Annotated in this window: 12 protein-coding genes and 6 pseudogenes; 12 read left to right on the top strand and 6 right to left on the bottom strand. The window is 62.6% G+C overall.

Annotated features, from left to right (window positions below; genetic code table 11):
* Positions 1–2,544: a molybdopterin-dependent oxidoreductase gene (locus tag ACSKB8_RS36075; RefSeq protein ID WP_438109292.1), complete on the bottom strand. Its 2,544-nt coding sequence runs from the start codon at positions 2,542–2,544 to the stop codon at positions 1–3.
* A gap of 173 nt (positions 2,545–2,717) precedes the next feature.
* On the opposite strand from ACSKB8_RS36075, the gene ACSKB8_RS36070 reads away from it, so the two are divergent.
* The gene (locus ACSKB8_RS36070; RefSeq protein WP_438109290.1) at positions 2,718–3,395 is read left to right on the top strand and encodes a GntR family transcriptional regulator; all 678 of its coding nucleotides are present in this window, start codon (positions 2,718–2,720) and stop codon (positions 3,393–3,395) included.
* Here the strand turns inward: ACSKB8_RS36070 and ACSKB8_RS36065 are convergent, their stop codons facing one another.
* A complete protein-coding gene (locus ACSKB8_RS36065; protein WP_438109288.1) occupies positions 3,396–4,292 on the bottom strand; it encodes a LysR family transcriptional regulator in 897 nt (298 codons plus the stop codon). It lies immediately after the preceding gene.
* Between the two features lie 141 nt (positions 4,293–4,433).
* Between ACSKB8_RS36065 and hglS the strand changes: the two genes are divergently transcribed.
* The 5 genes and pseudogenes from hglS (at position 4,434) to ACSKB8_RS36040 (ending at position 11,129) form a co-directional block, all read left to right on the top strand.
* Positions 4,434–5,849: a 2-oxoadipate dioxygenase/decarboxylase HglS gene (gene hglS, locus ACSKB8_RS36060; RefSeq protein WP_438109287.1), complete on the top strand. Its 1,416-nt coding sequence runs from the start codon at positions 4,434–4,436 to the stop codon at positions 5,847–5,849.
* A gap of 116 nt (positions 5,850–5,965) precedes the next feature.
* Complete coding sequence (amaB, locus tag ACSKB8_RS36055) at positions 5,966–7,531, top strand: L-piperidine-6-carboxylate dehydrogenase (RefSeq protein WP_438109286.1); 1,566 nt, start codon at positions 5,966–5,968, stop codon at positions 7,529–7,531.
* A 15-nt stretch (positions 7,532–7,546) separates the two neighbouring features.
* Positions 7,547–8,791, top strand: a complete 1,245-nt coding sequence (locus tag ACSKB8_RS36050) for a pyridoxal phosphate-dependent aminotransferase (RefSeq protein ID WP_438109285.1) — start codon at positions 7,547–7,549, stop codon at positions 8,789–8,791.
* Positions 8,791–10,074 (top strand): NAD(P)/FAD-dependent oxidoreductase, encoded by a 1,284-nt coding sequence (locus ACSKB8_RS36045; protein WP_438109284.1) that lies wholly within the window; start codon positions 8,791–8,793, stop codon positions 10,072–10,074. Before ACSKB8_RS36050 ends, ACSKB8_RS36045 begins: the two co-directional genes overlap by 1 nt.
* 108 nt (positions 10,075–10,182) lie before the next feature.
* Positions 10,183–11,129 (top strand): annotated as a pseudogene (locus tag ACSKB8_RS36040) (ornithine cyclodeaminase family protein).
* Positions 11,130–11,885: 756 nt separating this feature from the next.
* Here ACSKB8_RS36040 and ACSKB8_RS36035 read toward each other — a convergent pair.
* Positions 11,886–12,763, bottom strand: a pseudogene (locus ACSKB8_RS36035) (GNAT family N-acetyltransferase).
* 347 nt (positions 12,764–13,110) lie between these two features.
* Here ACSKB8_RS36035 and ACSKB8_RS36030 point away from each other — a divergent pair.
* From ACSKB8_RS36030 to ACSKB8_RS36020, 3 genes and pseudogenes are all read left to right on the top strand, one after another.
* Positions 13,111–14,035 (top strand): annotated as a pseudogene (locus tag ACSKB8_RS36030) (2-hydroxyacid dehydrogenase).
* A 13-nt stretch (positions 14,036–14,048) separates the two neighbouring features.
* Complete coding sequence (locus ACSKB8_RS36025; RefSeq protein WP_438109282.1) at positions 14,049–14,405, top strand: cupin domain-containing protein; 357 nt, start codon at positions 14,049–14,051, stop codon at positions 14,403–14,405.
* A 211-nt stretch (positions 14,406–14,616) separates the two neighbouring features.
* Positions 14,617–16,074 (top strand): annotated as a pseudogene (locus ACSKB8_RS36020) (NAD-dependent succinate-semialdehyde dehydrogenase).
* A gap of 114 nt (positions 16,075–16,188) precedes the next feature.
* Here the strand turns inward: ACSKB8_RS36020 and ACSKB8_RS36015 are convergent.
* Positions 16,189–16,879 (bottom strand): annotated as a pseudogene (locus tag ACSKB8_RS36015) (haloacid dehalogenase type II).
* A gap of 340 nt (positions 16,880–17,219) precedes the next feature.
* Here ACSKB8_RS36015 and ACSKB8_RS36010 point away from each other — a divergent pair.
* Positions 17,220–18,596, top strand: coding sequence for an aspartate aminotransferase family protein (locus tag ACSKB8_RS36010; RefSeq protein WP_438109280.1), 1,377 nt, complete (start codon positions 17,220–17,222; stop codon positions 18,594–18,596).
* 30 nt (positions 18,597–18,626) lie between these two features.
* Here ACSKB8_RS36010 and ACSKB8_RS36005 read toward each other — a convergent pair whose 3' ends face one another.
* A complete protein-coding gene (locus ACSKB8_RS36005; protein ID WP_438109278.1) occupies positions 18,627–19,103 on the bottom strand; it encodes an Lrp/AsnC family transcriptional regulator in 477 nt (158 codons plus the stop codon).
* 114 nt (positions 19,104–19,217) lie between these two features.
* Complete coding sequence (locus ACSKB8_RS36000; RefSeq protein ID WP_438109276.1) at positions 19,218–20,543, bottom strand: NAD(P)/FAD-dependent oxidoreductase; 1,326 nt, start codon at positions 20,541–20,543, stop codon at positions 19,218–19,220.
* A gap of 688 nt (positions 20,544–21,231) precedes the next feature.
* Between ACSKB8_RS36000 and ACSKB8_RS35995 the strand changes: the two are divergent.
* Together ACSKB8_RS35995 and ACSKB8_RS35990 are read left to right on the top strand one after the other, a co-directional pair.
* Positions 21,232–22,920, top strand: a pseudogene (locus ACSKB8_RS35995) (ABC transporter ATP-binding protein).
* 9 nt (positions 22,921–22,929) lie between these two features.
* The gene (locus ACSKB8_RS35990) at positions 22,930–24,594 is read left to right on the top strand and encodes a peptide ABC transporter substrate-binding protein (RefSeq protein WP_438109274.1); all 1,665 of its coding nucleotides are present in this window, start codon (positions 22,930–22,932) and stop codon (positions 24,592–24,594) included.
* Positions 24,595–24,648: the final 54 nt, after the last annotated feature.

The raw sequence follows: 24,648 nt of genomic DNA, 5'->3' as shown, positions 1-24,648 counted from the left end.
TCAGCGAATAGGCGCGGGCAATATCGACGCCGGGTAGACTGAGCAGGACGTGTTGTCCCGGCGAAATGCGGGCAGCGCCCCGCCATCGCCTGGGGCGAGGTCCAGCGCGACGACATTGTCGGCCTCGCGCTGAATGGCGGCGACCGTGAAGCTGCGCTTGCCGCTCCAGTGACCGCGGCTCGCGATCTCGTCCTTGCGGATGTCGCAAGTCGTCGCGCGCAGCGGTACCGAACCGCTCACCGGATCGCGCGTGGCATCGCTCAAGCCATCGTTCATGTTCGACGTCAGGGATCCGGCGGAGGGCATCGCATCGCGTCCCAGCGGTGGACAATCCTCCCACCAGCCGAACTCGGCGACGGCGACGCGATCGTCGAGCGCTTCGTTCAGCCGCACGCGCAGGCGGACGTTGCCGGTCGAGGTCGTGACGATCGCCCAATCGCCGTCCTTCAGGCCGCGTCCGGCTGCGAGCGTCGGGCTGATCTCGATCGCCGGATCGGGCGTCTTCCGGCGAAGGGAAGCCACGTGACGGTGCGAGGTGTGGACGAACCAGCCGCTCTTGGCCGTCGTGAGCACCAGCGGAAAGCGGCTGTCGCTGCGCGCTGCCAGCGGGCTCTCGGCAGGCTCGACATGGCCCGGCAGCGGCGCGTAGCCGTGTTCGAGCATCAGCTCCGAATAGATCTCGACGCGGCGCGTGGGTGTGGCAAAGCCCGCGACCGTGCCGTCCTGTTGCGGCAGCGCATATTTTTGATGGCGCAGCAGCTGCGGGAAGCGCAGGCCTTCGGGATGCAGCCGCAATTCCTCGACCGTCACGCCGAGGGGCGCGAGCTGATAATTCCAGCCGGCGTGAATGTCGCCGCCGAACAACTCATCGGCCAGGCCCAGCCTGACCGCAAGTTCGGTCACGATCTCATAGTCGGCCTTGCAGGCGCCGAGCTGCGGCAACATCTGCGGGCGGAACTGGATCGTCTCGACGGCCTCTTGCGTGATCTCGAAGCCGATCTTGAGGGCATCCCGTTCCCACGGCATGTTGGCTGGCAGCAGGATGTCGGCGTTTTCGCCGGTCGGGTTGAGGAACATGTCGACATGGACGTGGAAATCGAGCGCCCGCAGCGCCTCGCGATTGCGCGACGAATGCCCCTGCGACACGGCGAAATTGGTGCCGAAGCTCATCAGCGCCTGGACCCGGTAGGGTTCGCCGGTCAGAACTGCGCGGCTGAAGTCCCGTGCGGTGATCCATCCATGCTTCGGCGGGCCGAGCGGCAATTCGTCGAGGCCGAGCGCCTTGGCCTTCTGCTCCGGCGCCAGCAAGGCATAATCGTTGACGCTGCGCGTTGGCGGCGGTGCCGGCCAGACATTGCCTCCCGGGATATCGCAGGCGCCCGTGAGCGCGTAAAGCGTCGCGATGGCGCGCTCGATCATGGTCGCATTGGTGTGCTGACCGACGCCCGTCCAGGAATGGTATGCGAGCCGCGGGCTGTTCTCGAACAGCGCGTAGAAGGCCGCGATCTTGTTCGCCTCGAGCCAGGTCAATTCCGCCACGCGAGCGATCGTGTAGGGCGCTGCCTCGGCGGCCAGCAGGCAGAAGGCCGTCGCGGCCGCGATCGCACGGCCATCTCGTGCGGCCAGCGTGATCCGACCATCAAGTGTGCAGCAGGCCGGATCGGGCGTCGCGGCGCGGGTATCGACCGCGCGCGCCGATCCGGACCGATCCAGCACGACGAAATTGTCGTTGGATTGATCTGCCCAGAGCTCGCTCGCACGGACGAAGCGGCCCGTAGCGGTATCGATCAGCAGCGGTCCATTGGTCCAACGCGTCACGAAATCTGCGTCGTGGGTTTGCGTGGTGATCAGGTGACGGATCGCGCCCATGGCCAGCGCGCCGTCGGCGCCGGGACGGATCCGCAGCCAGATGTCGGCTTGTTGCCCGGATCCGTTCGGTTTCGGATCGACCACCGCGACGCGCGCGCCGCGCCGCCGTGCATCCGCAACGCGGGTTGCCTGGGCCAGCCAGGTCCGGGCGGGATTATGCCCCCACAGCACGATGGCATCGGCTCGCTCGTAATCGGGCACGCCGATGCCGCGTCCGAAGGTCAGGGCATGGGCAAAGTCCTTGTGCCAGCCGCAGATTTCGATGGCGTAGACGAGGTTTGGGCTGCCGAAGCAGCGGATGAAGTGCTCGACCCATTCGGAACTGTCGACCATGGGCGTGCCGCTCGGCGTGGTGAGGGCGAAGGCCACCGCTTCGGCACCGGATGTCTTGCGAATGTCGGCGAGCTTTTGCGCGATCTCGTCCAGGGCCTCGTCCCAGGAAATCTCGGTCCAGCCGGGATCGGCAGCATCGCGTGGCGCGGTCCGGCGAAGCGGCTTGGTCAGGCGGCGCGGGCTGTGCACCATCTCGGGTGCGGCGCGGCCTTTCGCACAGAGCGCGCCGCCGGTCGGATGTCCGGGCAGGGGCTCGACACCGATCAGCCGCCCATCCTCGATCACCATGGTCGAGCCGCAGCGGGATCGGCAGAGCGTGCAATAACCGGGTACGCGTTGCATCAGGAGAGGTCACACCATCCGAAGGGCCAATAGTAGTGCATTACTGTAAGGCGCTACATCAACATCATCTGGGGTGCACCCGTCGTCAAGCCCTTTTATTGTGCTGTGGCAAAACCAGACTATTGTGCCGGCGACGACCCGGATGATTCCGGAGCCGGCGAAGCGGGATGGGAATGGACCAGAATTTACGGGAGCAGGTGCTGCAGCAGGTGCGTGCGGAGATCATTTCCGGTCAGAGCATGCCGGGATCGATGTATTCGGTGCCGACGCTGGCGGCGAGTCTCGGCGTCTCGAGCACCCCGGTCAGGGAAGCGTTGCTCGAGCTGGCGCGCAGCGGATTGATCGAGCCGATGCGCAATCGCGGCTTCAAGGTGGTCGAGCCGACGCTGACCGAGCTCCGCAATTTGTTTGATCTGCGCGAAGTGCTGGAGCTGCATGCGGCGGCGATCGTTGCGCGCAAGCCGAAGAAGAATCTCAAGAAGCTTATTCCCTTTGCCGATGAGGTCGCGCGCGCGGTCAAGGCGGAAGACATGAAGCTCTATCTCGAAGCGGATCGGAACTTTCACCGATTACTGACGGCAGAGGCGGACAATGCGCGCCTGACCGACATGGTGATGGGATTGCGCGATCAGATGCGGCTCTATGGCATCAAGTCGCGCGCGGGTCTTGCCCGCCAGAACGAATCCGCCGCCGAGCACTACCAGATCATTGAGCTCGCAACGGCCGGCAAGGAAGAAGCCCTTACCAATCTTCTCAGGCGCCATATCAGGGCCTGGGAGCCGATCTTCGTCGAAGCCTTGTCCCGGATGGCGAGCCCGCGCGAGCCGATCGTCGCCAGTCGCGGCCGCTGATCAGCGGTCAGCGGCGGTCTCGGCCAGCAGCCAATCCTTGAACACGACGAGGGAAGGGTGGCTCGACCGTTCCGGCGGCCACACCAGATAATATCGCTGGGCGCTCTCCATCGGCAGGTCGAGCGCGCAAACCAGCTTGCCGCTGGCGAGCTCATCCTGGATCAGGAAGGTCGGCAGCAGTGCGACGCCAACGCCCACCATCGCCGCCTGGGCGACGGTTGCGAACTGATCGAAATACATCGTCTGTCCCGATCCGCCCGGCACACTGTGGGCCTGGAACCAGTGGTCCCAGGCATTCGGACGCGTCGATATGCTCAGCAGCGACGCTCGCTTCAGGTCTTCTGCCGCGCGAAAGCCATGCTGCTGCTTCAGCGCGGGGCTGCATGCGGGGACGACTTGCTCCGCGCGCAGCAGCACCATCTCCGCGCCGGGCCAGTCCCGCGGTCCGAAATGGATCGCGGCATCCAGCGCTTCGGTGCGGAAATCGAAATAGGACAGGCGCGTTGCGAGGTTGATCGTGACGCCCGGATTCTTGGCCAGGAATTCGGGCAGCCGCGGCGCGAGCCAGCGCGTGCCGAAGGTGGGCAGGATCGCGAGATTGAGCGTGCCGCCGCGCGGATTGGCGCGCAGATTGAATGACGCGGTGCTGATCTTGCGCAGCGCATCGCGGATCTCGCGTGCATAGGCCTCGCCCGCTGTGGTCAGGCGGATGGTTTGGCGTTCGCGGGCGAACAGCTCCACCTCGAGCTGCTCCTCCAGCAGCTTGATCTGCCGGCTGACCGCGCTCTGGGTCAGGCTGAGCTCGCGCGCGGCCAGCGTCACGCTGCCGGTTCGCGCTGCCGCCTCGAAGGCGGCAAGCAGCGCGGTGGACGGGAGGAAGCGGCGGGACGTCTGCATCATATTCCGATTTAGAATGAACTGTTGAGCAATCATCGTTTGATTGCCCTGAAAACACAAGGATAATCCAGATCGAGCATACGCAAATGGCATGATCTGGCCGAGGCGCCATAAGGCCTCGGCTGTAGCGAGGAGATGGCGATGGCCGCGCGGCCGATCCGACCCGACGACATCCGCACCATGTTCTCACGTGCGATGTCCGAGATGTACCGGACCGAGGTCCCCCAATACGGCGCGCTTCTGGACCTGGTCGCCGAGGTCAATGCCGCGACAATGCGCGCCGATGCCGGATTGCGCGCCAGCCTCGAGCAGAACGGCGAAACGGAGCGGCTGAGCGTCGAGCGTCACGGCGCCATCCGGCTCGGCACTGCGCAGGAGCTGTTCGACATCCGGCGCGTCTTCGCCGTGATGGGCATGCATCCGGTCGGCTATTACGACCTGTCGGTCGCCGGCGTGCCGGTGCATGCGACGGCCTTTCGCCCGATTGCCGATGCAGGGCTCCGTCGTAATCCGTTCCGGGTGTTCACGTCGCTGCTGCGTCTCGACCTTATCGATGATCTCGCGCTTCGTGCCGAGGCCGAAGCCATCCTGGCGGCGCGGCGGATCTTCACGCCGCGCGCGCTCGAGCTGGTGGCGATCTGCGAGGCCGAGGGCGGTCTGCCGCAGGGGCAGGCGGGGGAATTCGTCAGAGAGGCGCTGGAGACGTTCCGCTGGCACAGCGATGCAACGGTCAGTCTGGCGACCTATCGCAAGCTGCACGAGGCCCATCGCCTGATCGCCGACGTCGTCAGCTTCCGCGGCCCGCATATAAACCATCTCACGCCGCGCACTCTCGATATCGACGCCGTCCAGGCCGGCATGCCCGGCTACGGGATTGCGCCCAAAGCGGTGATCGAGGGACCGCCGCGACGCAAATGTCCGATCCTGCTGCGCCAGACAAGCTTCAAGGCACTGGAAGAGCCGATCGCTTTCAAGGACGATGCTGGCGCAGGCATCGCGGGCACCCATACCGCGCGTTTTGGCGAGATCGAGCAGCGCGGCGTGGCGCTCACCGCCAAGGGACGCAGGCTCTATGACGCGCTGCTCGCATCCGTCCGCCACGATGTTCAGGTCGGCGCCACGGGCGCGAATGCAGGCGAGTATGGAGCGGAGCTGTCGCGACGGTTCGGATCGTTTCCCGACGATTGGGCCGAGCTCCGCGCCGAGGAGCTGGCGTTCTTCCGCTACTCGGCGACAAAAGCCGGCATTGCGCGGCGCGGGAGCTCGGCCTCGGCGATGTCGGTGCATGAGCTGGTCGCGGCAGGTCATCTGCGGATTGATCCGATCGTGTACGAGGATTTCCTCCCGGTCAGCGCGGCCGGTATCTTCCAATCCAATCTCGGCGGCGACGCTCAAAAGAGCTACACCGCGGATTCGAATCGCGGCGCGTTCGAGGCGGCGTTGGGTGCGGTCCCCCATGACGAGCTGGAACTCTATGCGCAAACCGAGAGGGCCTCGCTCGACCGGGCCCTCAATGAGCTTGGCTTGTCCGAATTCCAGATCCATGCGACCGCGTGAGCAGGAATAGGGATTGACGAAAGCACCACTTCAGTTCGATCAAAGAGCCGTCGCGCGCGCATGACCGGCGCGAACGGGACCCAAATTCAATCAACGCCGAGCTTCGGAAAACCGCCATGTCCGCCACACCCGCCGTGCAAACACAGGCCCGCAACATCGATCTCGCCAGCGAGATCGGCACGCTTCTTTCGACGCTCGGTGTCGACCGGGGCAGCTACACGAAGGGGTCGCTCGCGGTTCGCACGCCGATCACCGGCAAGGTCATCGCGGAGGTCCAAGAGACCAGCGTCGCCGCCGCCAATGCGGATATCGAGCGCGCCGAACTGGCCTTTCGCAGCTGGAGGCTGGTGCCGGCGCCGAAGCGCGGCGAGCTGGTGCGGCTGTTCGGCGAGGAGCTGCGCGCCCACAAGGCGGCGCTCGGCCGGCTGGTCTCGATCGAGGTCGGCAAGATCACGTCCGAAGGCCTCGGCGAGGTCCAGGAGATGATCGACATCTGCGATTACGCGGTCGGTCTGTCGCGCCAGCTCTACGGCCTCACCATCGCGACCGAACGCGGCGAGCATCGCATGATGGAAAGCTGGTACCCGCTCGGCGTGACCGGCATCATTTCCGCGTTCAACTTTCCGGTCGCCGTATGGGCGTGGAATGCGGCGCTGGCGCTGGTGTGCGGCAACAGCACCGTGTGGAAGCCGTCGGAAAAGACTCCGCTGACCGCGCTCGCCACCCAGGCGCTGTTCGAGCGCGCGCTGGCGCGCTTCAGGCAGGACGGCGGTAGCGCGCCGGATGGGCTTTCGACGGTATTGATCGGCGGCCGTGACATCGGTGAGACACTGGTCGATCATGCCAAGGTGCCGCTGGTTTCGGCGACCGGCTCCACCGCGATGGGCCGTGCGGTCGGCCCGCGGCTTGCCAAGCGGTTCGCTCGCGCCATTCTCGAACTCGGCGGCAACAACGCTGCGATCGTCGCGCCGACCGCCGATCTCGACCTGACGCTGCGTGGCGTTTCCTTTGCGGCGATGGGCACGGCCGGCCAGCGCTGCACGACGCTGCGCCGGTTGTTCGTGCACGAGAGCCTCTATGACAAATTCGTGCCGCGTTTGAACCGCGCCTACGCGTCGGTGACGGTCGGGAATCCCCTCGAAAGCGGAACGCTGGTCGGCCCACTGATCGACGGCGCAGCCTATCGCGCCATGCAGGGTGCGCTCGAAGCCGCCAAGGCCGCAGGTGGGCAAGTGCACGGTGGCGAACGCGTTGCGATCGATGGCGCTGCGGATGCCGATCATGTCCGTCCGGCGCTGGTCGAGATGGCGACGCAGGCGGGACCGGTCGAGCACGAGACCTTCGCGCCGATCCTCTACGTGATCAAATACAGCGATTTCGATGCCGTGCTCGCTCTGCACAATGCCGTGCCGCAGGGATTGTCGTCATCGATCTTCACCAACGATCTACGTGAGGCCGAAACCTTCCTGTCGGCGCGCGGCTCCGATTGCGGCATCGCCAATGTCAACATCGGCCCTTCCGGTGCGGAAATCGGCGGCGCATTCGGCGGCGAGAAGGAAACCGGCGGCGGGCGCGAGTCCGGCTCCGATTCGTGGAAGGCCTATATGCGCCGCGCCACCAACACCATCAATTACGGCCGGACCTTGCCGCTGGCGCAGGGTGTTAAGTTCGACGTGGTGTAAGAAAGGCTCGAGGACGTGAACGCTCCCGTTGCAACTTGGTCGCTGTTCCGGCCCTCGAGCCGCCTGTCGGCAATCGGCGTCTCGGAGATCCTGAAGATCACCGATCTTGCCACCGAACTAAAGCGCGAGGGGCGGGATGTCATCGTCCTCGGCACTGGCGAGCCGGATTTCGATACGCCCGATCACATCAAGGACGCGGCGGCGCGCGCCATGCAGGCGGGCGCGACGAAATACACCGCGCTCGACGGCACGCTCGAATTGAAGGCGGCGATCCGGGCGAAATTCAAGCGCGACAATGGCCTCGACTTCGCATCCGACGAGATCACGGTCGCAGCCGGGGCGAAGCAGATCCTGTTCAATGCCATGATGGCGACGCTCGATGCCGGCGACGAAGTCATCATCCCGACGCCCTATTGGGTGACTTATGCCGATATCGTGCTGATCGCCGGCGGCAAGCCGGTGCTGGTGCCGTGCGAGGAGGCCAACGGCTTTCGCCTCACGGCGGATGATCTGGCGCGCTCGATCACGCCGCGGACCCGCTGGGTGATGCTGAACTCGCCGTCCAATCCGTCTGGCGCCGCTTATGCGGAGGCGGACTACCGGCCGCTGCTGGATGTGCTGACCGCGCATCCGCATGTCTGGCTGATGGTCGACGACATCTACGAGCACATCGTTTACGACGATTTCCGGTTCACGACACCGGCTGCAATCGCGCCCGGATTGCGCGGCCGCATCCTCACCGTCAATGGCGTCTCCAAAGCTTATGCGATGACGGGCTGGCGGATCGGCTATGCGGGCGGCCCGCGTGCCCTGATCCGCGCGATGGCCGTGGTGCAGAGTCAGTCGACATCCTGTCCGTCGTCGATCAGCCAGGCCGCCGCGATCGCGGCGCTCGATGGTCCGATGGACATCGTGACAGAGCGATGCCGCACCTTCGAGGCACGGCGCGATCTCGTCGTCGCTGCCCTGAACGGAATTGACGGCATCACCTGCCGGGTGCCGGAAGGCGCGTTCTATACCTTCGCAAGCTGCGCAGGGTTGATCGGCCGCACCACGCCAGACGGCGCGCGCATCGCAAGCGATACGGCTTTTGCCGAGTATCTGCTGCGCAGCGTCGGTGTCGCCGTGGTGCCGGGCTCGGCCTTCGGGCTTGCACCTTACTTCCGGATTTCCTACGCCACTTCGACGGCCGAACTCGAGGAAGCCTGTCGGCGCATTGCCGCTGCGGCTGGCCGGTTGAGCCCGGGGGAGCTTGCCTGATGCAGGGTGATCCGACATCGCACGGACTATGGGAGCTGACCGCGCCGGCCGCGCCGCAGACAGCGGCCCTGGCCGGCGAGGTCGACGTCGATGTCGTCATCATCGGTGGTGGGTATACCGGCCTATCATCGTCGCTTCATCTTGCCGAGGCCGGCGCGCGCGTGGCCGTGCTGGAAGCATCCGAGATCGGTTTCGGTGGTTCGGGGCGCAATGTTGGCCTGGTGAATGCCGGGATGTGGGTAATGCCGGATACGCTCGTGGGAACGCTTGGCCAAACCTTCGGCGAGCGCCTGATCGAGCTGCTCGGCAACGGGCCGCAGAAGGTGTTCGACTTGATCGAAAAACACGGCATTGAATGCGAGGTGGAGCGCGCCGGCACGCTGCATTGCGCCGTCGGACACAAGGGCCGCGACGAGATCGAGGCGCGGGCCAAGCAATGGCAGCGGCGTGGTGCGCCCGTCGAGGTGCTTGACGCGGAGGAGACGCGGCGCAAAACCGGCGGTGGCGACTACACGTGCGCCTTGCTCGACAAGCGTGCCGGCACGATTCAACCGCTCGCCTATGTCCGTGGCCTAGCACGTGCCGCGCTCGCGGCCGGTGCTAAGATATTCACCGGGAGCCGGGTTATCTCGGCTGCGGACGATGGCGCGCGCTGGACTGTCCGTACGGCCTCGGGTTCGGTGCGCGCGGATTGGGTAATCGTGGCCACCGATGCCTATGCGCGCGGACCATGGTCGCAGGTCCGGCAGGAGCAGATTCATCTGCCATATTTCAACTTCGCGACTCAACCCTTGTCCGACAATCTGCGCGCATCGATCCTGCCGGAGCGGCAGGGCGCCTGGGATACGAAGCAAGTGCTCAGCTCCTTCCGCTTCGACCGTGCCGGCCGTCTCGTGTATGGCAGCGTCGGGGCGCTCGAGGGCAGCGGCGCGGCGATCCACCGCGCTTGGGCGATCCGCTCGTTGCGCAAACTGTTTCCGCAACTCGCCGATGTCGAATTCGAGGCCGGCTGGTTCGGCATGATCGGCATGACCTCGGACAACCTGCCGCGCTTTCACAAGCTCGACCGCAATGTGGTTGCGTTCAGCGGATACAATGGCCGCGGCATCGCGCCGGGTACGGTATTTGGCGGTGTGCTCGCATCCTATGTGCTGGGGCATGTCGCAGAGCAAGACCTTCCGCTTCCGGTCGCCGCGGTCGAGGCGCCGCGCTTTCGTACGGCGCGGGAGCAGCTTTATCGCACCGGATCGCAGCTCGTTCATTTGACCGAAGCCCGGCGCTGAACCGGGAGCGGTCCATGATATGTTGCTCATGCAGATCGAAAGCCTTGCACGGGCATCACGTCGATCCGATGATCTGAGCGCGAGGGAAAGTTGTTGCATTATTTTTCTGTGGCTGACGTCGAGGCGGGTCTCGACTATCCCCGGCTGATCGACGCGCTGGGCCAGGCTTTCCGGCGTAGCGGCGAGGCCATGCCGGTGCGGCAAAGCCATGAGATTGGGGCGTCCGGCAGTCGTGGTCATCTCTTGCTGATGCCGGCCTGGGAGCGCGGAAAGGCGCTCGGCGTGAAACTCGTCACGGTGTTTCCGGGCAATGCCTCGCGTGGTCTCGGGCGGTGTCATCACTCTATACTCTGTTCGATGGAGCGACCGGCCAGCCGCGCGCAATGATTGACGGCGAGGCGCTGACCAACCGGCGCACAGCCGCCGCCTCTGCGCTCGCCTCGCGACATCTCTCGCGCGAAAACAGCGCAACGCTGCTCCTCGTGGGCACCGGCCGCGTTGCTGCCTGTCTGCCGAGCGCGCATCGCGCAGTGCGGCCGATCCGGCGGGTGCTCGTCTGGGGCCGCAATACCGAGCGCGCCGGCGCGCTCGCGGGCACTTTCTCCCAGCAGGGATTCGAGGCGACGGCCGTCACCGATCTGTCGGCGGCCGTGGCCAAGGCGGACATCGTCAGTTGTGCCACGACATCGACTGAGCCGCTTGTCATGGGCCGGCATCTGCGGCCCGGCACGCATCTCGATCTTGTCGGCGCATTCACGCCCAAGATGCGCGAGAGTGATGACGAGGCGGTCTGCCGCAGTCGAGTTTTTGTAGACACCTATGGTGGGGCGCTCGCCGAGGCCGGCGATCTGCTCCAGCCGATCGCGGCCGGCTGCTTTCAAGCGGACAAGGTCTGCGGCGATCTGCACGAATTGACCAGCGGAGTGCGCCCCGGCCGGGTCGACGAGCACGAGATCACGCTGTTCAAATCAGTCGGGGCGGCGATGGAGGATCTTGCGGCCGCTTCCCTGCTCGTCGGCGGGTGGGATTCCGTGGTTCCTGGAGCCGCTTCCTGAGCCGTCAGACGACGAGATCAGGAGCTGGTAGTAGCTCCTATGTCAACTACGGCGTCACGGTACCGAGGCCGAAATAGGAGAACAGCAATTGCATCATAGGCGGCGCGTTGCGGAAAGGAGGCCCTGCGAGCGGCAAGTGCGTAACCTCAGTCTATGACCATACCAGATCATGGCCGACATCGCTTCGAGCGAGATTGCTCTTCCAACGGCGTCGATGCCGACGGAAATTGAAGGGCTAGGCCAATATTTTGGGCCCATGGGGGCAGGGTGAAACACGGTCGTCTACATTGTCTTTAGCGAACGCACCTTTCTCTGGTTGGCTCCAATCGGACAAAGATTGCTGGAGCTAGCTCAAACTTGCCCATGATGGATTGGAGCGAGAGTTCAAGTTTTTCAATTGGTTAGACCGCGTCGTGTGCACGACGTGTGCACCGGGAGATCAAGAAAAATCTCGCTACGACCAACTTGAGCAGGCTTGTGGCGCATGTGCACGATCTGAATTTGTGAGGGCAGGAGGCGGGCGAGTGCTTACGTGCGGCCTCGGCTGTCCGAAGCGGGATAATCGAAAATTGTGGGTTTGACTCCCACTCTCTCCGCCATTTGCACGACTTTGTTCGCCAAACTACGATCTCGTGCGCTTGGGTTCGCTTCGCGAGCGTCTAGTCCCTCTGCTGGTCGCCCTAGCCACGGCCCATCTCTGTAGGGTCGCGATCGGCACCGTTGGCACCAGTCTCCACAGAGCTTCGCTTCATATCCTCAACTCAACGCGTGACCGGCTAGCCCGTAAACCCATGGCTCGCTGTCCTTGCGGTTCAGAAATCGCCGGCCCTTAGACATCGTTGTGACGGTATCAGTCATTCCGAGGCGGCTCTGTTGAAGGAAGTCGGCAAACAGACCCGTCTGCTCCCGCGTATCGACTCGGACGAATTGTCCCGCGAGATCCTTAAGATGCACGGCGGTGAGATGGATCGCGTCACAATCATTGCTGGCAATAATGGGGCCGATCACATGACCGCGCCCGAATTCGCGCTTCATCGAAAAGCCGACCGCCTCTCCGCCGCGGCGTAAGACGGAGATTGACGCACCTTCAGAAAGCAATGCGAGCAGCTTCTGCCGGTTAGTTCCGAACGCGCGTTCATCCAGTGCCGCGATCTCTCCGATGTTCGCCGTGGACAGCGAACTCACTTCACCGGCCAGAGCCGGCACCGGCGGAGGTGGTGAGATGATCTCTCCTTGCCACAGATATACGGTGGCTTCCTTCGTGAACCCCAGCGACAGATATAGATGATAGGCGGCATGGGTTGAGTTGAGGGTCAAATTCCGGTCGCCACACCGCTCGAAAACCTGTTCCATGAGCCAGCGGCCAGTACCTTGTGCCTGGGTTCGGGGCGATGTGATCACCAGGCCAATCGTCGCGAATTCCTGGCTATAAGGGAACCACATCGCGCTGCCGAAAACGCGGCCTATGCCATCAACGGCGACGATGCCGTGGCCGGCGCGGCGGAGGAAATCCCAGTCCTTGGGCGATGCGGCCAGCCGACACCGATCGAAAGCGCGTGGAGCAGCTTCACATCAACGTCGTTAATGTCCTTGGCCACCAGTTCAAAGGACTTCACGCGTACCGTTCGTCCCATTCAGCTCATCCATTCCTTTGCGGGACTCAAAGCCCGCGGCCTATCTCCCGCCGACCTTCTGCCGCGTACCGCACAAGCCCTCTTTTGCAGCAGCATAGCGCGGAAGGCCAGCAGGTTTCGCCTGTTTGGCAGGCGGTATTCGGAATGTTTCACCGCCAGTGCAACTCGATTCAGCAGGGAAAGCTACTGGTTGCGGCCTATCGATAGCCGGCAACAGCAGGCAGGGTGAGCCCCAGTGAACGTTGAAGGCTTCGCTGGAGGACTCGCCGCCTTTCCAGCCCTCGGTGGCCGGCCAGGCCGGTCTCAACGCGCCGCATCCCGGGCGAGGACCTGAGAGGACCAGGTCGATGGCGTTCCTTTTCAATTCCGATGCTGCTCGGGCGGCTATTTTCCGGCAGGCCTTTGCGCGCGAGCTCCCTGAGCTCGAATTCTATCATTCCAGCGAATGCTTCGAGCCGGAAAAGGTACGGTACCTGCTGACCTGGAACGTGCCCGACGATCTCTCGCGCTTTCGAAATCTGGAAATGCTCTTTTCCGTCGGTGCGGGGGTCGATCAATTCAAGCCGGAGACCATACCTGGCCACGTCAAGCTCGTGCGCATGATCGAGGATGGCATCATACGCATGATGCAGGAGTACGTCGTGCTTGGGGTGCTGACACTCCATCGCGAGATGCTTGCCTATCAGGAGCAGCAGGGAAAAGGCCTATGGCAGGCTCTTGCAACGCCCCAGGCGGCCGATCGGCGCGTAGGCTTTCTGGGCCTCGGCATGTTGGCGCAAGCTGCGATTGATCGCCTGAAGCCGTTTGGATTTCCGCTTTTCGCGTGGAGCCGCAGCAACAAGAAGATCGAGAGCGTCACCTGCTTCCACGGCGATGGTCAGCTTGGCGACTTCCTGCGAGGAACCGATATCCTCGTCTGTCTTCTTCCCCTGACGGAGCAAACACGCGGCATCCTGAACGCACAGCTGTTCTCTCTTCTGCCAGCGGGAGCAAGGCTGGCCGCATGTCGGCCGCGGTCCGCAGCTTGACCAGGGCGCACTCATCGAAGCGCTCGAAAGCGGGCGCCTCGCCGCAGCGATGCTCGACGTGACCGATCCCGAGCCGCTGCCGGAAGCCCATGCGCTCTGGTTGCATCCGAAGGTGATCATCACGCCGCATATCGCGTCCGTGACGCAACCGCATACCGCCGCGCAATCCGTCTTAGAGAACATCCGGCGCCACCGCGCCGGACGAAATCCGATCGGCCTCGTCGATCGAACGCTCGGCTACTAACAGGAAAGATGCCATGTCACTTCTGATTGCCATCGACACCAATCCGGATTTTGTACCGAAGAAGGCCGTGCCAACTCCAGAACGGCTCATTTCGGGCAATCCGTCCTTCAAGACCTGGGCGCAGGACGCCTCGAAGGGTGAGAAAGTGCTGACGGGCGTCTGGGAGGCAACCCCCGGCGAGACCCATTCCATCAAGGGCACCACCTTCGAGTTCTGCCACATCATCTCGGGTCTTATCGAAATCGAGGAAAAAGGTGGTGAGACGAAGACTTTCCGCGCCGGCGACAGCTTTGTGATGAAGCCGGGCTTTGTCGGCGTCTGGCGCACGATCGAGACCGTGCGGAAGATCTATGTCTGCCACTATGACTGAGCACGATGCCTGACGGCGGCCTCACTAAACGACGGCCAGAACAATCGACTTTCGAGATCCCATCTGACCGGATTCAACGCCGTCAGACGCTTCCTTCTCGATGAAAAATGCGGCGCGCGATCCTGTATGGCTCAGTTGAGACGGCTTTGTCTCGCCAATCGCATATCCGGCAGTGATGGCGGTTTGACCCCAAGGGCAAGGGAACAAATACATGGTTGCATTGAAAGACAAGGATCTGTTTCGCCAGCAGGCACTGATCGGCGGCCACTGGCGCGACGCGAGTGCGAAGGCGACGGTTGATGTCATCGATCCTGCTAGCCAGCAGGTTCTTGGCACTATCCCCGATATGGGGTGCGAGGAGACCAGGGCTGCCATCAACGCTGCGGCCGACGCGTTCAAGCATTGGAAGACCATGGCTCATGCGGAACGTGCAGTTCTGCTGGAGCGCTGGTATGATCTCATGCGGCGCCACGAGCAGGACCTGGCGCTGTTGCTGACGTTGGAGCAGGGCAAGCCACTGGCGGAATCGCTCGGCGAAATCCGCTATGGGGCCTCCTTCGTCAAATGGTTTGCGGAAGAGGCGCGCCGGATCAACGGATCGACGATCCCGTCACCCACGATCGATCGCCGCATTCTGGTTCTGAAAGAGCCGGTCGGCGTCTGCGGGATCATCACGCCCTGGAATTTCCCCAACGCAATGATTACACGCAAAGTGGCACCTGCGCTTGCCGCGGGCTGCACCGTTGTCATCAAGCCCTCTGAATTCACACCGTTTTCGGCCCTCGCGATCGGTGTGCTGGCGGAGCGGGCGGGGATTCCACCTGGCGTTATCAACATCGTGACGGGCATGCCGGCGGACATTGGCAAGGAGCTAATGGCCAATGAGACCGTCCGCAAGATCTCGTTCACGGGATCGACCCGCGTCGGCGCGCTGCTGATGAAAGGCGCCGCCGACAACATCAAGCGGCTCAGCCTCGAGCTCGGCGGCAATGCGCCGTTCATCGTCTTCGACGATGCCGATATCGACCGCGCCGTCGAGGGCGCGATTGCGTCGAAGTTCCGCAACGGCGGACAGACATGCGCTGCTGCGATCGCATCCTCGTCCAATCGGGCGTCTACGATGCGTTCGCAGAGAAGCTCGCCGGCAAGGTCGCGAAAATGAAGGTCGGCGCCGGTACGGAAGAAGGAGTTCGCAATCGGGCCGATGATCAATGGCGCGGCGATCGACAAGATCAGGCGGCACGTCATGGATGCCCTGGACAAGGGCGCAAAGATCATCTCGGAGAGTGAGGCGGTGCCGGAAGGTCGACAATATGCCCGGCCTCTCGTGCTCGGCGGCGCGACGACTGAGATGCTCCTGGCTTCGGAGGAGACCTTCGGGCCGGTCGCGCCGCTTTTCCGATTCGAGACGGAGGATGAGGCGATAGCGATCGCAAACGGTACGCCCTTCGGTCTTGCGGCGTATTTTTACACCGAAAACCTGAAGCGTTCCTGGCGTGTTGCCGAAGCGCTGGAGTTCGGCATGGTCGGCCTGAACACCGGCCTGATCTCGACGGAGGTCGCGCCTTTCGGCGGTGTCAAACAGTCGGGACTGGGACGCGAGGGATCTCAGGTCGGGATAGAAGAATATCTCGAGAGCAAGGCTCTCCATGTCGGCGGCCTGGACTGAGCGTCCATCGGATCTGTATCTGAAACAAGAAAAGGGGACGGCTGAACCGTCCCCTTTTCCTTGACCAGCGCAGATCTCTATTACTGAAGGGCCGCGATCCCGAAAGAACTGCGCTCAGGCGCTTTTGCGAAGAGGCTCCAGGCCGACTGCGGCAGCCAGGCCGCCGATGCCAGAGACCTCGGTGTATTCATAGAAGGGGTTCGCCGGCTCGTGACCGCGGTTCACCCAGACCTTGCTCTTGATACCCAGATCGTAGGCGGTCATCAGATCGTAGCGGAACGAGGAGGAGACGTGCGTGATATCTTCCGGGCCGCAGCCCAGCTTGTTCGAACATGTATTCGAAGCCTTTCATGTGCGGCTTGTAGGCGCCAGTCTCCTCGGCCGTGATGACCATGTGGAAGGGAGCGCCGAGCTTCTCCACGTTGGACATGATGAGGTTCTTCATGGAGTTCGACAAGATGACCAGCGGGATCTCTTTGGCAACCTTGGCCAGACCAGCTGGGACATCGGCATGTGGACCCCACGTGTGGATCTCTTCATTGATGCGCTGGGCATGCTCCGGCTGAAAGACGACACCATTGCGCTTGCAGGCGCGCTCCAGCGCGTTGTGCACCACCTCGAAGTACGGCTTCCAGGCGCCGAGAACCTCGTCCAGGCGATAGGCTGAAAAGTCCTTGATGAGCTTTGCCATCGCCGCGCTCGAAAGCTCCGAGCCATAGACTCGCGTCGCCGCGCCGGCCATGTCGAAATTGGTCAGCGTGCCGTAGCAGTCGAAGGTGATGTATTTCGGTCTGAATGTCGCCATAGCTCCAATCCTTGCGATCTCGCACCGCTTGCCGGTACGACACGCACCCTAGCGAGCAGCCGACGAGATAAAGCGCCGATGTCACGGTGGTCGGGAGCAGATTGTGTCGTATCGCATCGGAGCCGTGGCAGAGAGTTGCGCGACGATCGGCTCTCCTCGTTTAGCCGCAATGCCGTTGCCGCACCATGCCGGCATAAGATGCCGCAGTGGTGCCCAATCAAAGTCAAAACGCCCTCCGTCCATGTCCTGCCTGGGAGCAACTGCTGTCTTCGGCAACTTATGTTGAGCCTGGACACAACGGGCTGCTCGCACAAACATCGCGGCCGATCTGGAGGACAATATGCTGAGCAACTCGCTGATTGAGCTCGATCGCGCGCATCTGATTCACCCGGTCTCTTCTTATCGAAGCCACGAGGCGGCGGGGGTCCGCGTGCTGAAGTCAGGCAAGGGCGCGACGCTGACCGATGTCTCGGGACGTCAATTGCTGGACGGCTTTGCGGGTCTGTGGTGTGTCAATGCCGGCTACGGACAGGACAGCATCGTTGAAGCGGCTACGCGGCAGCTGCAGGAGCTGCCTTATGCGACGGGCTATTTCGGTTTGGGCTCGGACCCGGCGATCCGGCTGGCGGCCAGGTTGGCTGAATTGGCGCCTGGCGATCTGAACCATGTCTACTTCACGCTGGGTGGCTCCGATGCCATCGACAGTACGATCCGGTTTATCAGGTACTACTATCATTCCAAAGGTAGGCCGCAGAAGGATCAGTTCATTTCCCTCGAGTTTGGCTACCATGGATCGTCGACGGCAGGGGCCGGCTTGACCGCGCTGTCGGTCTTTCATGCGGGTTTCGGAGTGCCATACAACTGGCAGCACAAAATCCCCTCGCACTACGCCTATCGCAATCCTGTCGGTTTCCATCCCCAGGCTATCATTGCGGCGTCGGTCGCTGCTCTGCGGGCCAAGATCGCCGAACTCGGCGCCGAACGCGTCGCCGCCTTCTATGTCGAGCCGATACAGGGGTCAGGAGGCGTCCTCGTTCCGCCGCCGTCCTGGCTGAAGGCCATGCATGCAGTCTGCAAGGATCACGATATTCTGTTCGTTGCTGACGAGGTCATCACCGGCTTTGGCCGTGTCGGTCCGCTCTTCGCCTGTGAAGAGGACGACGTCGTGCCGGATCTCATGACCACGGCAAAGGGGCTGACCTCGGGCTACGTGCCGATGGGGGCCGTTCTCATGTCCGACCGCGTCTACAACACGATTGCCGATGGCGCCGGCAAGGCGGCCGTCGGCCACGGCTACACCTATTCCGCTCATCCCGTCAGCGCAGCCATTGGGCTCGCGTGCCTTGATCTCTATGAAAACGGCTTGCTGGAAAACGGCCGGAAGGCCGGGCACCGGCTGATGGAAGGTCTTCGCGCGCTTGCCGATCATCCGCTTGTCGGCGATGTCCGCGGTCGCGGCATGCTGGCTGCAATCGAGCTCGTGACTGACAAGGAGCTCAAGACGCCTCTGCCGGCGGAAGCCGACGCGGCGCGCCGCATCTTCGACCGCGCATGGGACAATGGTCTCGTGATCCGCGCCTTCGCGCAAGGCGTGCTGGGCTATGCGCCGCCGCTGTGCTGCACCGATGACGACATCGACGGCATTATTGAGCGGACAAAGACTACGCTGGACCAAACGCTCGAAGACAAGGACGTCCGCGCGGCGATGAAGGGATGATTACCGCGCTGCCGGTCGGCGCCATTGTTCTTAGCTATCGAAGATGCTTTCGAGCGGCAGATGGGATTTCACGATCGGGGACTTCAGCACGACGAAACTGAAGTACTTGTCGATACCGATATCCATCTCGACCAGACGTTCCATGACAGTCTGATATTCGCTGATCCCTGCCGTGATGAACTTGACGAGATAGTCGTATCCGCCCGAAACCAGATGGCACTCGACCACAGAATCGATCTTTTCGACCGTCGTGAGAAAGCGAGCGAAATCGATTTGCCGATGATTCTTGAGAGTGATTTCAGCGAAGACCGTCAAGGTTTGTCCGAGCTTGGCAACATCGATCTGGGCGGAATAGCCGGTGATGAAGCCCTCCGTCTGGAGCCTTTTGACGCGCATCAGGCACGGGCTCGGGGAAAGGTTTATCAGCTCTGCGAGCTCGACGTTGGAAATCCGCCCGTTCTTCTGCAGTTCGCACAAAATCCTGATGTCGATCTTATCGAGCTTCATAGCAATGCCACGTGATGGGGGAAGACAACGGCGTCAAGACTTCCAGGATCCAGCGTCATAGGTCATGTCATAGCATCAACCGGCAGCTTTTCCCAACTGGGGCAGACACCGGATCTAGAACTCGCTGACCTTGCCCCAGGCGCTCCCTTTCAGCCGCTCCGGCCTGTAGGGACACGGATCGACGATCGGCGCACGACCGGTGATGATGTCGGCGATCATGTGGCCGGTGCCGGGCCCAATCCCGAAGCCGTGGCCGCTGAACCCCGCCGCAAGGATGAAGCCTGGAATGGATTCAACTTCGCCGATTGCCGGAATGCCGTCCGGTGTGCTGTCGATGTAGCCGGCCCAGACGTTTGAGATAGTGAGGTCCCGGAGTTCCGGCAGCAACTCGCAAGCTCGTCGATGTGTCTGCCGGATCTGCCTCATGTCGGGACGAGGATCGAGGGTCCGGTTCAGCTCCATCGGGGTCACTTCGTCGAGTGTCCATTTCGCCAGGGATTCATGACCGTGCCTCCAGCCCTCGAAGGCCCCGGGGCTGAGACTTCGCCATCGGCGGGCGAACATGGGCAGGAATTCGCGGCCGAACCTGAATTGCTGCGGTGTCGGATCTAGTCGCGCACGCCCGCTGATTGCCAGCGTGTAGCCGCCATTGCCGCGTCGCGTGGCCGACACGAGCCCGGCGCAAAGGGCGTCAGGCAGGCCGGCCGCGCCCGGGGCCAGGGCGAGAATCGAAGAGCGCACGGATGCCTGCGGGAAGCGAATTCCGAGCTGGTTGCAGAACGAAGAGGCCCATGCGCCTCCTGCCATGACCACCGTCTTCGTCCGGATCGTGCCCGCCTCGGTCACCACGCCGCTGACCCGGCCGGCACTGAGCTCGATGCCGCGCGCGGCGCAGAGCTGGTGCACCGTGCCGCCCGCCGCCATGATCGCACGCGCGGCGATGGGGACGGCCTTTGAAGCGTCCGCCGTCCCGTCTGTCGGCGAGAAGACGCCGCCCTTCCACTTGCGACGCGTCGCCTTGCCCCGACCGCTCGCCTCTTCCGAGCTCAACATATGCGTCGTGACGCCAACGGTCCTGGCGAAGTCTCGCCACTTGGCCCAACCTGCCAGCTCATTCTCGTCGTTCGACAAATACAATAGGCCGCAGCGGCGAAAGCCCGTGTCTTCACCCGTTTCCTGCGCAACTCGTTCCCAGAGGTCGAGGCTCTTGGTCGCAAGCGGCAGCTCGCGTGCATCGCGGTTCTGTTGGCGGCACCATCCCCAGTTGCGGCTGGACTGCTCGGCGGCGACGCGGCCCTTCTCGAGCAAGGCAACCTTGAGGCCGCGACGCGCGAGATAGTAGCTTGTGAACACGCCCACGACGCCGCCGCCGATGACGACGACGTCCGCCTCACGAGGCAGGGATGGACTGGATTCGATATGCAGGAGCGGCGCGCTCATTGGGCAGGAATCTCCGTATGGCTCTATCGTATCCGAAGAGGTGCGGCAGACACGCCGCGGTCTTTCAGGTTCGGGCGGAATATCCTGCGGTTTGCTGCTTCTGGCACAGGCAATTGTTGCGGGGTGCTTCGCTTGCACGGCAAATCGTAGTTGAGAAATCCAACGGATAGCCTCTCCAATCGGATCGGCCCTTCGTCGTCGGCAGGCATGCCCCAACCCGGCGCCTGCATCGGCAGTCTTGGCAGTCGCAGACCGAAATGCCAAATCGGGCTTCGTTTTTAGAACTTCGTGCTGCCTATCTGGCGCGTTTCGGCGACTCCGGGGTGATTGAAGCGGCCAGACTTGTGAGTACCGGATCAATGGCGATCAACGGGCAGAATTCAAAAGGTGACGCGCAATGTGCCTTGTCTGGGAGGAGACCTTTGCCGAAGCGATCGAGCTAGGCGCCGATGGCAGCCTCTCGGACCTCGATTCATGGTTCGAGCGATCCATTCGACTGATCGCCCGCGCTCAGCGACGCCTTTGCCTGTAGAGCAGCCACCTCTGAATCATGTCGTATTCACCGCGCGGAGAATGGCAAAATGAGCGACGAGTTGTTGATCTGTCCGAGCGTATCGCCGGCAAAAGGGGCCGAAGAGCCAATCCGCAACAAGATAATGCGACGGGCTTGCAAGGGGAAAATGTTCAAATGACCTCTGCCCCGCAGCCTTTAGCCTCGGAAGATGTGGCACTCGCGGTCCGCGACCTGACCGTGAGCTTGCCGGCGGGCATGGAGCGGGCGCACGCGGTCGAGAACGTCTCCTTTGAACTGAAGCGCGGTCAGATCCTCTGCATCATAGGAGAATCCGGTTCTGGCAAGTCCGTCACGGCCAATGCGATCATGGGGCTCGTGCCCAAGTCGATCCGCGTGACTTCGGGAGCAATCCGTCTGGAAGGCATGGACCTCGTAGGACTCTCGCCGGAGAGTCTGCGAGACCTCCGTGGCCGTGTCGTCTCGATGATCTTCCAAGACCCGCTCTCCGCGCTCAATCCGCTGATGACGGTGGGCGCGCAGATCGAGGAAGTGATGGCGGCGCACGGTGCGGGAACGCCGAAATCCCGTCGTAGCCGCGCCATAGAATTATTGGCTGAGGTGGGCCTGCCGGATCCGCCGCTCATGTATCATCAATATCCGTTTCGGCTGTCGGGCGGGCAACGACAGCGGGTGATGATCGCCATGGCTCTGGCTCTCGAGCCTGCGATCCTGATTGCCGACGAGCCGACCACCGCACTCGACGTGACGACCCAGGCGCAGATTCTGCAACTGATCCGCGATATTCAACGCCGCAAGGGCATCGAGCGTGATGTTTATCACCCATGACTTCGGAGTTGTGGCTGAGATTGCCGATTCCGTTGTGGTGATGGAGAAGGGTCACTGCGTGGAGCAGGGGAGCGCCGAGCAGGTGTTGAAGTCCCCGAACCATCTCTATACGCGTCGCCTGATCGCGGCCGTGCCGCATCTGACGGGCAAGGACCGCGTCCCGGCGGAAGCTGCGGCCGCGTCCTCCATTCTGAAGGTCGAATGTCTGGTCAAGACCTACCGCAGCGGCAGTGCGCTGTTCGGCAGGCAGCGGATCGTACCCGCGGTCAATGGCGTCTCGTTCGAGCTTTCGCCGGGACGCACCTTGGGCGTCGTTGGAGAAAGCGGCTCCGGTAAATCATCGCTCGGGCGATTGTTGATCAAGCTCCTCGACAGCGACGGCGGCTCTATCCTCTTCGAGGGACGCGACCTTGCCCGGCTATCCGAAGCCGAGTTTCGGCCGCTTCGACCAAAGATCCAGATGATTTTCCAGGATCCATTTGCATCGCTCAATCCGCGATCGACGGTCGGTCAAATTCTGACGGTCGGTCCAATTGCGCATGGGGTGCCTCGCAAGCTGGCTTGTGAGCAGGGGCGTGAGCTCTTGGCCCATGTCGGCCTGGATGCGGGAACCTTTGATCGCTATCCGCACGAGTTCTCCGGTGGTCAACGTCAGCGCATCGGAATCGCTCGAGCGCTGATGTTCAAGCCTAAGCTGCTGATCGCGGACGAGGCGGTTTCCGCGCTCGACGTATCGATTCAGGCGCAGATCTTGAAGCTGCTGGACCAGATTCAGCGGGAGACCGGGGTATCGATGATCTTCATCACGCACGATCTGCGCGTGGCCAGTCAGATCTGCGATGAAATCGCGGTCATGCATCGGGGCAGATCGTCGAGCACGGACCCCCATCGCAGATTTTCCTGAACTCAAAATCGGCCTATACGCGAGAACTCGTTGCTGCGATCCCCGGCGAGCAGCAAAGCAGCGCCCGCGCGGTGGGAAATCAATCGACATTGGCCGGACATAGCCACAAATGAGGAGGGGTCATGACTGAAGCTCGGACTGCACCGATCTATTCGCGCCGCAGCGCACTCCAACTGATGATCGCCGGGGCGGCCGGCCTGGCCGGATCAAACCTGTTGGGTAATCCGGCCCTCGCTCGCACCTCTCCGACAAAGCCGACCGGCCGCGTGATCGTCGGGCTTGGACAGGAGCCGACCGTCTTCAATCCGCTGATGGTACACATTGAAGTCGATGACGGCGTGCACTTCTCGGTGTTCGACGCGCTCTTCCGCATCGATCCTCAAGGCGCCATTCAGCCCAACCTTGCCGTTGAAGTGCCGGACCAGAAGAACGGCGGCATTTCAGAGGACGGTCTCAAATGGCGCGTTCGTTTGCGTGACGATGTCCGCTGGCACGACGGCAAGCCGTTCAGCGCCGAGGACGTGAAGTTCACTCTCGAACTCATCACGAATCCCAGCTTCCGAAGTTGGCGCACGGCCGGCCATGCTCTCGTGCGCGACATCACGGTGATCTCGCCCGCGGAGATCTCGTGGCGAATGGAAGAGCCCTTTGCGCCGTATCTGTCGTTTCTGACCGAAACCTTCATCGTGCCCAAGCACATCCTCGAGAAGGAAACCAATCCAAACAACGCCGCCTTCAACCAGGCGCCGGTCGGCACCGGCCCATTCAAGTGGGGCCAGCGAGTCGCCGGCGATCATCTCGAGCTCCTGGCTAACCCCGACTATTTCGGTGAGGGTCCTCACATCGAAAGGCTGGTCTTCAAATACATTCCCGATCTCACCGTGCTCTATACTCAGTTCAAGAGCGGCGACGTGGATCTCGTGGGTCAGCCCTACATCACGCCGGACCACTACGGCGAAGCCAAGGCGCTGCCGAACCGCGTGGTGACGCTCATCCCAAGGACCTCGTTCGAGTCCTTTTACCTGAATCTCGAACGACCGCAGTTCAAGGAACTTGCCGTCCGCGAGGCGCTCTACGCGGCGATCGACAAGGAGGCCATCATACAGGGGCTCTATTACGGAGTGCCGACCTCGACAGAAACTTTCATGCCGAGGCAGTCCTTCTACTTCAACGCCCATTTGCCACTTCACGAATTCAACCTCAACCGCGCGGGCCAGATTCTCGAGAAGGCAGGCTGGCTGCCGGGACGGGACGGTATCCGCGCCAAAAACGGCGTCCGTCTGTCCTTCGCCAATTCGACCACGTCGGGCGATCCCCTTCGCGAACAGGTTCAGCAGTTCCTGCAGCAGACGTTTGCGCAACTGGGCGTCGAGATGAAGATATCCAACCTGCCCGCCGCCGTGATGTGGGGCGAGTTCTGGCAGCAATCGCAATTCGATTCCGTGATCGTCGGCAGCACCTATCTGATCGGCGCCGACCCGGATGTCACCAATCGCCTGCACTCGCGTTCGATCGGAGCGAAGGGGGGCCGCGGCTCGAATAATGCGCAATACGCAAATCCGGAGGTTGATGCTTTGCTCGATAAGGGCGCACGCACCTTCGATCCGGAAGCGCGGCGCGAGATCTACTTCCAGGTCCAGGAACTCGTGCGTCGCGATCTGCCGTTCCTGCCGCTGTATCAGAGCAACTCGGTCGAAGGTCTCAAGAAGGGGATCAACGGATTCGTGCCGAACGGCAACACGCGCACGGAATCCTGGAACGCGCTGGCCTGGTACTGGGCGAGCTGATGTCTTGCCTTACGGACCGCGGCGGACGGTGTTGTCACGCTAATGGAGGACTCG

Origin of the sequence: Bradyrhizobium sp. BR 1432 (assembly GCF_051547705.1) — a bacterium.
GTDB lineage: Bacteria > Pseudomonadota > Alphaproteobacteria > Rhizobiales > Xanthobacteraceae > Bradyrhizobium > Bradyrhizobium zhanjiangense.
Note: the sequence above shows the minus strand (reverse complement) of the source record. Positions and strands in the feature narration are given on the sequence as shown.

What these genes read in the sequence shown, in the direction of transcription:
- ACSKB8_RS36075 (WP_438109292.1), bottom strand. Translation starts at nt 2,544, where the DNA reads ATGCAACGCGTACCCGGTTATTGCACGCTCTGCCGATCCCGCTGCGGC.
- ACSKB8_RS36070 (WP_438109290.1), top strand. Translation starts at nt 2,718, where the DNA reads ATGGACCAGAATTTACGGGAGCAGGTGCTGCAGCAGGTGCGTGCGGAG.
- ACSKB8_RS36065 (WP_438109288.1), bottom strand. Translation starts at nt 4,292, where the DNA reads ATGCAGACGTCCCGCCGCTTCCTCCCGTCCACCGCGCTGCTTGCCGCC.
- hglS (WP_438109287.1), top strand. Translation starts at nt 4,434, where the DNA reads ATGGCCGCGCGGCCGATCCGACCCGACGACATCCGCACCATGTTCTCA.
- amaB (WP_438109286.1), top strand. Translation starts at nt 5,966, where the DNA reads ATGTCCGCCACACCCGCCGTGCAAACACAGGCCCGCAACATCGATCTC.
- ACSKB8_RS36045 (WP_438109284.1), top strand. Translation starts at nt 8,791, where the DNA reads ATGCAGGGTGATCCGACATCGCACGGACTATGGGAGCTGACCGCGCCG.
- ACSKB8_RS36025 (WP_438109282.1), top strand. Translation starts at nt 14,049, where the DNA reads ATGTCACTTCTGATTGCCATCGACACCAATCCGGATTTTGTACCGAAG.
- ACSKB8_RS36010 (WP_438109280.1), top strand. Translation starts at nt 17,220, where the DNA reads ATGCTGAGCAACTCGCTGATTGAGCTCGATCGCGCGCATCTGATTCAC.
- ACSKB8_RS36005 (WP_438109278.1), bottom strand. Translation starts at nt 19,103, where the DNA reads ATGAAGCTCGATAAGATCGACATCAGGATTTTGTGCGAACTGCAGAAG.
- ACSKB8_RS36000 (WP_438109276.1), bottom strand. Translation starts at nt 20,543, where the DNA reads ATGAGCGCGCCGCTCCTGCATATCGAATCCAGTCCATCCCTGCCTCGT.
- ACSKB8_RS35990 (WP_438109274.1), top strand. Translation starts at nt 22,930, where the DNA reads ATGACTGAAGCTCGGACTGCACCGATCTATTCGCGCCGCAGCGCACTC.